At 45.4% G+C, this 8,928-nt stretch carries 6 protein-coding genes, 1 tRNA gene and 1 pseudogene; 5 read left to right on the forward strand and 3 right to left on the reverse strand.

The window, feature by feature from the left end; all coding sequences use genetic code 11:
* Positions 1–126 precede the first annotated feature (126 nt).
* Together IM500_RS24850 and IM500_RS17995 are read right to left on the reverse strand one after the other, a co-directional pair.
* Positions 127–309: a response regulator gene (locus IM500_RS24850; protein ID WP_502882364.1), complete on the reverse strand. Its 183-nt coding sequence runs from the start codon at positions 307–309 to the stop codon at positions 127–129.
* A 66-nt stretch (positions 310–375) separates the two neighbouring features.
* Positions 376–2,931, reverse strand: coding sequence for a hybrid sensor histidine kinase/response regulator (locus IM500_RS17995; RefSeq protein WP_502882365.1), 2,556 nt, complete (start codon positions 2,929–2,931; stop codon positions 376–378).
* 106 nt (positions 2,932–3,037) lie between these two features.
* Here IM500_RS17995 and IM500_RS18000 point away from each other — a divergent pair, with 106 nt between their 5' ends.
* Positions 3,038–3,700: a class I SAM-dependent methyltransferase gene (locus IM500_RS18000; protein WP_190719285.1), complete on the forward strand. Its 663-nt coding sequence runs from the start codon at positions 3,038–3,040 to the stop codon at positions 3,698–3,700.
* 125 nt (positions 3,701–3,825) lie between these two features.
* On the opposite strand, the gene IM500_RS18005 is transcribed toward IM500_RS18000, so the two are convergent.
* Positions 3,826–3,912 (reverse strand) — tRNA-Ser (locus tag IM500_RS18005).
* A 246-nt stretch (positions 3,913–4,158) separates the two neighbouring features.
* Between IM500_RS18005 and IM500_RS18010 the strand changes: the two genes are divergently transcribed.
* The 4 genes and pseudogenes from IM500_RS18010 to IM500_RS18035 all read left to right on the forward strand — a co-directional run bounded on the left by IM500_RS18010 (position 4,159) and on the right by IM500_RS18035 (position 8,715).
* Positions 4,159–5,100, forward strand: coding sequence for a homogentisate phytyltransferase (locus IM500_RS18010; protein WP_287739236.1), 942 nt, complete (start codon positions 4,159–4,161; stop codon positions 5,098–5,100).
* A pseudogene (locus IM500_RS24575) lies at positions 5,097–7,346 on the forward strand (hypothetical protein). The gene IM500_RS18010 and the pseudogene IM500_RS24575 overlap by 4 nt, the downstream one beginning before the upstream one ends.
* A 164-nt stretch (positions 7,347–7,510) precedes the next feature.
* The gene (locus IM500_RS18030; protein ID WP_002760814.1) at positions 7,511–7,879 is read left to right on the forward strand and encodes a 2Fe-2S iron-sulfur cluster-binding protein; all 369 of its coding nucleotides are present in this window, start codon (positions 7,511–7,513) and stop codon (positions 7,877–7,879) included.
* 14 nt (positions 7,880–7,893) lie between these two features.
* Positions 7,894–8,715 (forward strand): inositol monophosphatase family protein, encoded by an 822-nt coding sequence (locus tag IM500_RS18035; protein ID WP_190719261.1) that lies wholly within the window; start codon positions 7,894–7,896, stop codon positions 8,713–8,715.
* Positions 8,716–8,928 lie beyond the last annotated feature (213 nt).

The following is an 8,928-nucleotide window of genomic DNA, read 5'->3' on the forward strand; positions in this document are numbered from 1 at the left end:
CGAGTCGATGGACGCGTACTCGGAACTCGCCTTTTCTTTGATCCGCCTCAAGCCAGGAAAACACCCCGATTTTTCTAGGGGTCTAACGGCTATGCGCCTTATCCAGCAAGCCTTTTAGTCGCCTTGTCACCCCTTGAACCCATTCAGGCGAGGCATTTCGAGATCGCAGAGAATCAGATCACAAGCTAATCCAGCCCGTAATTTTTCCCATGCTTCTAAACCGTCTCGGGCCTTTTCAATGCGATAACCAGCTTTAACCAAAGAAATCGCTAACATTTCCCGCGCCGTTACCGAATCATCGACAATCAAGACCCGAGGAGTCGATTGTGCAAAGAAATTAGCGGGATTACTGTCAATAATCGTTGTATCGGGGGATCAAGACGGGTTAGGAGTCGCTTTAATACTATTAGCTAGTAACACTTCCCCCGCAATCATTCTTTCAGCTGCCGAGAGTAAATCTCTTTCCGTGTAGGGCTTGGTAAAATAACCACTAGCCCCTAATGTCGCCGCCACCTGACGATGACGTTCCGCTCCTCGGGAAGTCAATAAAGCAACGGGAATCGAGGCTAATTGGGGGTCTTTTTGCAAATTATAGAGTAATTCTAGGCCATTCATGCGGGGCATCTCGATATCGCAGAAAACGATATCACAGGGCAAACCGCCGCGTAATTTTTCCCAAGCTTCTTGACCATCCCGGGCCTGTTCCACACGATAACCAGCTTTACTAAAGCTTAAAGAGAGCAATTCCCGGACAGTAATCGAATCATCGACAATCAGAACCATAGCCCCCGATTTTTGCCTAGTTTTCACCGCTACGGGGGGGAGAGGTTGGCGCCAAGGACCACCGTTATCGGTACGCAGACGACCCCTGGCGATGTCGATTAACTCTAACACATCGCCGATCGGCATCACCGTACCATCGCCCAAAACCGTCGCCCCAGCAATCCCAGCCGTTTTCGGAATCGGTCCTTCGATCTGTTTGATGACGATTTCCAGTTCACCGATCACTTGATCCACCTGTACTGCGAGGAGATTATTACCACCGCGCAGGATCACGATCGAAAAAGAGTCTTGCTCCTGTTTGCCAGTATAAAAACTACCGCGACTTAGTTGCCGATTGTAGGAAAGCAATTCGCTCAAGGGTTGGAAGGGTAGTAAAGTATTTTGCCAGACAACGCAGCGCCGTCCCTCCCTATCCATTTGGATATCGCTGGACCGGAAATCCTTCATATCTTCCACTCCGTCCATGGAGAACCCGATGCGCGCATGATTACTAACACAACAGAGGGCCTTACAGATACTCAGGGTTAGGGGTAAACGGATGGTAAAAGTGCTTCCTTTGCCCAGTACCGAGTCAATAGTAACGGTCCCGCGCACATCGATTAAACTGGTCTGCACCACATCTAAACCCACCCCACGACCAGCAAAATCATCGGCCTGATCTTTGGTACTAAAACCGGGGTGAAAGAGGAGTTTATAGACTTCTTGGGGACTGAGGTGTTCAGCTTCCTGATCGCCGATCAGGCCTTTTTCGATCGCCTTGCGTTTCACCTGATCAGCATCAATACCGGCCCCATCATCACCAACGGTGATCACGGTTTGATTCCCCTGTAGGAATGCCCGGACAGAGATGGTCCCGAGGGCAGGTTTCCCTTTGGCCATGCGTTCTTGGGGTGATTCAATGCCGTGGGTGATCGCATTGTTGACCAGATGGGTCATGGGACTATTGAGATGTTCGAGGATCATCTTATCGATGAGAACATCACCCCCTTCCACTTTTAATTTGGCTTGTTTATCGAGTTTCAGGGAAATATCGCGAATTGCCCGGGGTAGGCGTTCGGCGGCTTGACTAAAGGGAACCATGCGCGATTTGGTCATCCCTTCCTGTAGTTGGGTGGTGGCCTGTCGCAGACTGCGCGTCACCTGATCGGTTTCATCGACGACAAATTGAAGATCAGAGGCCGATTCTCGCACTCGTACGATCAATTCGATCATCTCTTGGGATAATAAATGGAAATCGGTAAAACGGTCGATCTCTAGGGCATCTAGTTCGCCGGCCATGGCCGAATCCCCCTGATTTTCTCCCTGAACTCTACCGTAACCGATGGCACCACCGGAATTGCGACTAGCCAGTAAAGCCCCTTCTAGGAGGCTTCTTTCATAGAGATCCTGCATCCGACTGCCCACATCACCCAGATGTTGGACGCAGGTTAGCAAATTATCTAAAAAGAGACGCAGGCGATCCTGTTCCTCTTCAAGGCGATTGCGTTTAACCACCAGTTCCCCGATCAGATTGCTGAGGTTATCCAATTGTTTGATCGGCACCCGCATCGTCTGTTCAAAAGCTTTACTGACAAGGGGACGCAGGTTTTTTGACCCGACTGGCGCACTGACACTGGCCGCCGGATTTGCTGCCATCACCTGATTGGTTTCTTCGAGGAGTTTTTCTAAATCCTTGAATTCATCCTCTAGGAGGCTTTCTGGGGCAATTTCCAGTGATTCTAACCCTGTCAGAGGTTCCACCGCAGCCACCAGGTCCACTGCTGGGGATTCCCAGAGGAAGGCCTCTAGGGATTCAAAGATGTCTGGTAGTGGCGGTTGCGCCGGTGGCGTGGGTTTTTCCAGAAAAGCTTCTAAGTCTTCGAGGCTGTCGTAAAAATTGGGGTGGCTGATGGCTATAATTGCTTCTGAGTCTGGAACTGCTGCATCTTCTAGCAGCAGAGATGCGAGATCATCCCCATCTTCCAGTTCCGCCTTGGCAGCCGGCTCACGGGTAGAATAAAGATTATTAGTGGCGGATTCTTCCCAATTGATACTATCGCCAAAAAGTTCCTCTAGAGCCTCGTCACCGTCGGCGTCTTTGTCTTCTAAACTCTCTAACAGCTGTTCGAGATCCTCGTTAAAGAGATGATCCGAGTCGGGTTTCATCATGATTTGCTTCCTGCCAAGTCTTCCTTTTTGGTCAACCAATACGCTCTCTCTAGCTTCAGATTACCCAGAATTTTACTCGATAACTCTATCCACTAGCAATTTTTTTATGGCTAATCAAACTCTTGGACTCGATCGACAATTTTATTCCTATTATCAATCTATCTGTCTGCGAGAATCTCCTATTTTAGCTCAATTACGTCAAGAAACTGCCTCTCAACCCCTAGCAGTCATGCAGATTGCCCCCGAACAAGGTCAGTTTATGGCTTTTTTGGTACAGGCGATCGGGGCGAAAAAAACCCTAGAAATAGGGGTTTTTACCGGTTATAGTTCTCTAGTGGTGGCCTTAGCTTTACCCCCAGAAGGCAAGCTGATCGCCTGTGATCTAAGGGAAGAATATACCAGTATAGCCCGCCGTTATTGGCAGCAGGCCGGTGTCGCCGATAAAATCGATTTAAGAATTGCCCCGGCCCTGGAGACTTTAGATCAATTAATCGCCGGGGGAGAAAGTAATAGTTTTGATTTTGTCTTTATCGATGCCGATAAAAGTAATTATGATCCCTACTACGAACGGGCGTTACAATTGGTCAGAAGCGGCGGAATTATCGCCATCGATAATGTTTTTTGGTCGGGACGAGTAGCGGCGGCCGATAGCACCGATAATCGCACCAAAATTATCCGTTCACTTAATGCCAAAATTCAGCAGGATCAACGGGTCAATATCAGTATTATTCCTATTGGTGATGGTTTGACCCTGGCAATGAAAAAGTGAAGAAGTCGATTTTTGTTGTCTAAATTTAGTTACCAGTCGCCAACCACCCAGGACAACGCTAGATCTCTTAAGACAGTTGACCAAAAATTATGGCTGAGAACGACAGCACTAAATTATCAGTTCAACGGAGAGGGTGGGATTTGAACCCACGTTAGGTGTTACCCTAAAGCAGATTTCGAGTCTGCCGCATTCAACCACTCTGCCACCTCTCCACAGGGTTTGAGTCTGGATTATCATTTTAACAGATTACTTGTCCTCGGATTGATTTTTTTTGATCGACCTCTTGCATAATTGATTTTTGAGGGTTTAAAAACGTCAAAAATAAGGATTAAGTGGCATAAAATATCTAAATAGACCATTTAATTGATTATTATTCATTCTTAATTCTCCTGACGACCGACTACTGACCACTGACTCCTCACCAACCACGACAATTTTTGATTTTTACAAGAGGTCTGATGAATCAAGCTCCTTTTCTTCCAGTTAACCATCCCCAGCCTAACTTTCTCCACTGGTTAGGGAGTCTCTGGAAATTTTCCCGTCCCCATACGATTATCGGCACTTCTTTAAGTGTTTTAAGTCTCTATTTAATTGCTTTGGGCAATATTAGCGATTTTTTTAGCCATTGGTCGGTTTTATTGCTCACTTGGGTCGCTTGTCTTGCTGGTAATGTCTATATCGTCGGTTTAAATCAGTTGGAAGACATCGACATCGATAAAATCAATAAACCCCAGCTTCCCCTCGCCAAGGGCGAATTTTCTCGGTTAACAGGACGGTTAATCGTGGTTTTAAGCGGTATTTTAGCAATTATACTGGCTTTTATCGGTGGTTTTTGGCTGTTAATCACCGTGGGGATTAGTTTACTCATCGGCACTGCCTATTCCTTGCCACCAGTGCGTTTAAAACGCTTTCCCCTCTGGTCCGCCTTCTGTATTTTTACCGTCCGAGGTGTCATCGTTAATTTAGGTCTTTTTCGCCACTACAACACAGTTATTAATCAAAATCAGTCTATCTATCCCTCGGTCTGGGTTTTAACAGCTTTTGTTCTCGTTTTCACCGTTGCGATCGCTATTTTCAAGGATGTTCCTGACCTAGAAGGCGATCGCATTTACCAAATTACCACTTTTACCCTGCTTCTCGGTCCTCAAAAAATCTTAACAATTTCCCTATTGACAATTTCTCTATGTTATGCGGGGATGATTGCCGTCGGTCTCTTGGGGATAAACGGAATTAATTCTTCTCTGGCCATTGTCGCCCATCTGCTCCTACTTGTTCTTCTTTGGTGGCGTAGTCGCGGGGTAAATTTAGAAGATAAAAGCGAAATCAGCCAATTCTACCAATTTATTTGGAAATTATTCTTCCTAGAATACCTGATATTTCCCCTCGCTTGTTTAATATAAAAATATCTCCTTTTTTAGCGGCCATTCCCTTACTTTTGCTAGGTGGTACAAGCGCACCAAGTCAAGAAACCATCGATCCGCAACTATTAACCGGCAACCTTCGTTTAACCCTGAAAAATGGTGTTTGGAAACTGTGGCAAGATCAACCCGTTGATCAAAATCTTACCCTAGATTTAAGCTGTGATCACGCTGTTTGTCAGCCGTCGGTGTGGGGATATGCGCTCAAATTCAATAAAGAAGTGGATCACCAAGGTACGGTAAAAGCGATTAAATTAGACAATGCTTGGCGATTACAGGTGAAAATGAACATTCAAACTCACCCTTGGCAAGCGGAAGTCAGGGAAGCTATCTATAATATCGAAATTGTCCCCTACCAAGACCAACTTATCGGCAGTTATCAAGGCACTTTAGGGGGAAGAAGACTACAAAACCAAGTTAATGGCACAATTTCCCCTTTATGGCCTAATCCTGTCCCTAATCACCAACCCCTACAACCGCGAGAACATCCCCGTTTAATCTTTCGCAAGTCAGAATTAACTAATCTCGGAGAAAAAGCAAAAACTCCCATCGGTCAAACTATTATCGCTCAATTAAACAACAGTTTACAGGAAAAAATTTATGACGATGGTTATGTTCCTAATGGGGGTTATCATGCCACAGGTCATTGTTTTTTAGCAATTTTAAATCAAGATAGAAAATCAGCAGAAACCGCCTGGGAAATTATCGAAAAAACCCGTAAAAATCGGGGAAGGAGAGTCTTAGAACAAGCACCAATTGTCGCTGGAGTCGCTCTCGCCTAGGATCTTTGTTATGATTTTTGGGGAGAAAAGCGCCAACGGGAAATTACTCGCTGGTTATCCAGTGAAAGTAAAAAACTTCTCAAAGGTGGTTCACCCAAAGATGGATGGAATGGAGAGGCAGTTAGTAACTGGAATGCGCGGGCCAGAGGTGCGGCAGGATTAGCCAGTTTAGCGATTCTCAAGGAAGATTTACCGCCCGATTCTCTCTATTCTCCCTCTGCACAGGTGGAAATGGCCAAACGTCACCTAGAACGCTATTTTACCACAGCTATCGGCGATCGAGGATTTGGCACGGAAGGAGATTTATACAGCACCGAACCCATGGTTATCGCTGTTTTTCCTTTTCTGCAAGGGTATCGAAATAGTCTCGGATTAGACTTAGTAACCGGTTCTTCGGCAGCCCAATTGATCCCTCATTATTTAACCAGAATTGTCCCTAAAAATGGTCAATTATTGATTCCTGCTTATGGCAGACATCAGATGTTTGTAGGAGTGTCTTTATTAACTATCGGATTGGGAATTACCGATAAATCATGGCTGCCAGCGCTAAAATGGCGATTACAAGGACAGGAAAAACAACTTTTTCACCCCCATTATCCTCATATTGCCCCTTTTCTTCTCGCTGCTTATCCATCTAATCTTATTCCCGAAAATCCCGAACGCCAACTTTCCCGGGTTTTAGTTGATCAACAAAAGGGATTTTATGCTTTTCGTAATCGGTGGCAAAATGAAGAGGATTTTGTCGCTAGTATCTATCTCAAACAGCAACCTTTTGTGGGAGGATGGTCTTTTCCCGATGTCGCTAGTGTGAGAATTTGGGGATTAGGAGGACATTGGGCGAGTTTTGAGGGATAAAAAGGCGACTGGAACTCAGAAAATACCGTTATTTTCCCGAAAACACCGCCTTGGCGACAGGCAAAACCGATGACTTTTCAATCTAGTCCCGATGGTTCGGGAGTAATTACGTTAAAAACTGATAAAATCAGGGTTAAAGGGGCTGAACCACCCGCAGGAGTCGCTCTAGTTCGCTCTTTCGCCGTCGATTACAGTCTATCCTCCGGTTCCCCCGGATTATTCGTCTTGATGGATAAATTATTAGGTGAAGTCGAGCAACCAGAATTTATTAATAAAACTTGGGTGATGAATACCCAGGGAAATGTTACTCTCGGAAAAAATAGTTTTACTATCACTCAAAATCGGGCAAATATGCAGGGAACTTTTATAACTCCCGTGACTTTAAAAGTCGAGAAAACTAATACAGGTGAGCGCATTTTAGCCACAGGCAGCGAGGAATTTTTTCTGGTGATGACCGTACAAAAAAGTCGTCCCCCAGCAGTTAAAATTATCGGTAAGGGATTAGATGCGATCGTGCAAATTGGCTCCCAGGAAATCTCAATTATCGACGGTGCAGTTAGATTAAAAGAGATGAATTTTCAAGAGCCATAAAAATTAGCAAGTGACCAAAGAAAAGTTAACAGTTGTCAAGGGGCATTTGTAAAGATGATGACTATTTGAGCAATGATTTATGATATAATCAAGACGGCTGACCAAAATAGCCCCTAAATTTAGAACTATCTAAATTGCATCTATAATTTCCGCCTAACTAAACTATGACTAAATATCATCAAATCACCGTTCACAATCGTCAGACGGGCGAAAAATTTGTCACCACCGTTCCAGGGGATAACTATATACTGCACAGTCTGGAAAAACAGAGTCATCAATTACCCTTTTCCTGTCGCAATGGAGCTTGTACCAGCTGTGCGGTCAGGGTATTATCGGGAGATATCCATCAACCAGAAGCGATCGGACTATCGCCGGAATTAAAAGCCAGAGGTTATGCTTTACTTTGTGTCAGTTATGCCCGTAGCGATATGGAAGTAGCCACCCAAGACGAAGATGAAGTCTATGAATTACAATTCGGTCGCTTTTTTGCCCGTGGGAAAGTGCGTTTTGGTTTACCCTTAGATGAAGAATAGATTAAGGATTAATCGTGCCAGATACCAGCAGCCAATTAGAAAAATACCTAGACATTGCCAGCGAAGCCGCCCTAGCGGCGGGAACAATTATCGAGGATAATTGGGGTAAAATCGAGACAATAGAAGAAAAAGGGCGATCGGGCGATTTAGTGACGGAAATAGATCGTCGAGCAGAAACAGAAATTCTCAAAATTATTGGCCGTCACTTTCCCGAACATGGGATTTTAGCGGAAGAATCGGGAAAAATGCAAGGGAGGGACAGCGAGTATCTCTGGGCGATCGATCCTCTCGATGGAACCACCAACTATGCCCACGGTTATCCCGTATCCGTCGTCTCTATCGGACTACTGATCGCAGGGATAGCAGCAGTGGGAGTCATCTATAACCCCTTTAGAAAGGAACTATTTCGGGCAGCCAGGGGTTTGGGGGCCACCCTGAACCGTCGTCCCATCCATGTCTCCCGGACGAGTGAACTAGAAAAAAGTTTACTGGTGACGGGCTTTGCCTATGATCGTTGTCAAACCCCCGATAATAATTATGCCGAATTCTGTTATCTGACCCATCTGACCCAAGGGGTACGCCGCAGCGGTTCCGCTGCCAAAGACTTAACTGATGTGGCCTGTGGGCGCTTAGATGGTTATTGGGAACGAGGGATTAATCCCTGGGATCTGGCCGCGGGAATTATTCTGATCGAAGAAGCTGGGGGTAAAATTAGCGCCTACGATGAGAGTCCTTTTCTGATAGAAACGGGGCGAATCCTGGCCACTAACGGACAGATTCACACCCCCTTAAGCCAAGCTCTGCAAAAAGCCGCCTCTTGGAGTTTTCAGTTTTAATTCTTTTAATATTTATTGCGATTATCGGCTCTTCGGTTGGTGTTATGCAATAGACGGGGGTTATAAGGGATGTAACCCTTATATAGAAAGGCATTTAGCGATTTTTGTCAATTGTTTTTGATCTAGAGCGAACTAATCAATTAAGTCTCTTACCAGATAAGGATTTAGTCGATTTATGCCCCCCTATCGAACCATACCAAGTAACGAAGAACC

This window comes from Microcystis sp. M179S2, assembly GCF_020245805.1.
GTDB classification, from domain to species: Bacteria; Cyanobacteriota; Cyanobacteriia; order Cyanobacteriales; family Microcystaceae; genus Microcystis; species Microcystis aeruginosa.

Bases quoted from the DNA above. Each gene is read 5' to 3' on its own strand.
- IM500_RS17995 (WP_502882365.1), bottom strand. From the start codon at position 2,931: ATGATGAAACCCGACTCGGATCATCTCTTTAACGAGGATCTCGAACAG.
- IM500_RS18030 (WP_002760814.1), top strand. From the start codon at position 7,511: ATGACTAAATATCATCAAATCACCGTTCACAATCGTCAGACGGGCGAA.
- IM500_RS18000 (WP_190719285.1), top strand. From the start codon at position 3,038: ATGGCTAATCAAACTCTTGGACTCGATCGACAATTTTATTCCTATTAT.
- IM500_RS18010 (WP_287739236.1), top strand. From the start codon at position 4,159: ATGAATCAAGCTCCTTTTCTTCCAGTTAACCATCCCCAGCCTAACTTT.